This window comes from Rhodococcus sp. KB6 (genome assembly GCF_001445685.1).
Lineage (GTDB): Bacteria > Actinomycetota > Actinomycetes > Mycobacteriales > Mycobacteriaceae > Rhodococcus_F > Rhodococcus_F qingshengii.
The window spans coordinates 1-397 of record NZ_LNAK01000106.1 but is presented as its reverse complement, the minus strand read 5'-3'; the positions used below and the strand labels follow the sequence as shown (position 1 = coordinate 397).

1 pseudogene is annotated in these 397 nt (G+C 58.4%); it reads left to right on the top strand.

Annotated features, from left to right (window positions below):
* Positions 1–118: 118 nt before the first annotated feature.
* A pseudogene (locus ASU23_RS34900) lies at positions 119–301 on the top strand (HNH endonuclease); the annotation flags it as partial.
* Positions 302–397 lie beyond the last annotated feature (96 nt).

The window sequence follows — 397 nt, the reverse complement described above, 5'->3', positions numbered from 1 at the left end:
ATCGCCACTCCTATGGCTGTCCCACCTGTGGCATAGACGCTATTAGATAACCATGAGGGACAGGGCGACCGACACGCCGTGCCTACCGTGCCTTCATCCTGATGCGGCGCTAGAGATAACTCGCAACGACATCCTGCGGCGTGACCTCACCGACCTGACATTCAAGGACGGCTCCAAAAGCTGCTCGGTCCAAACCGGTACGCTCCGTGACCCGTACACGAACAAGACCATCGCGTTCACCCGCGGCCAGGACACGTCTTCTGCAGTCCAGATCGATCACCTGTTATCAGCAGCTTTGTCAAGGAGTCTTCCTCTTTCTGCTGGTCATTATGTCGATGTCATGCCGCTGATGGCTGTGGTGGCAGTGCGATGGGCCAGAGCGTGAGCGGCGTCGCGG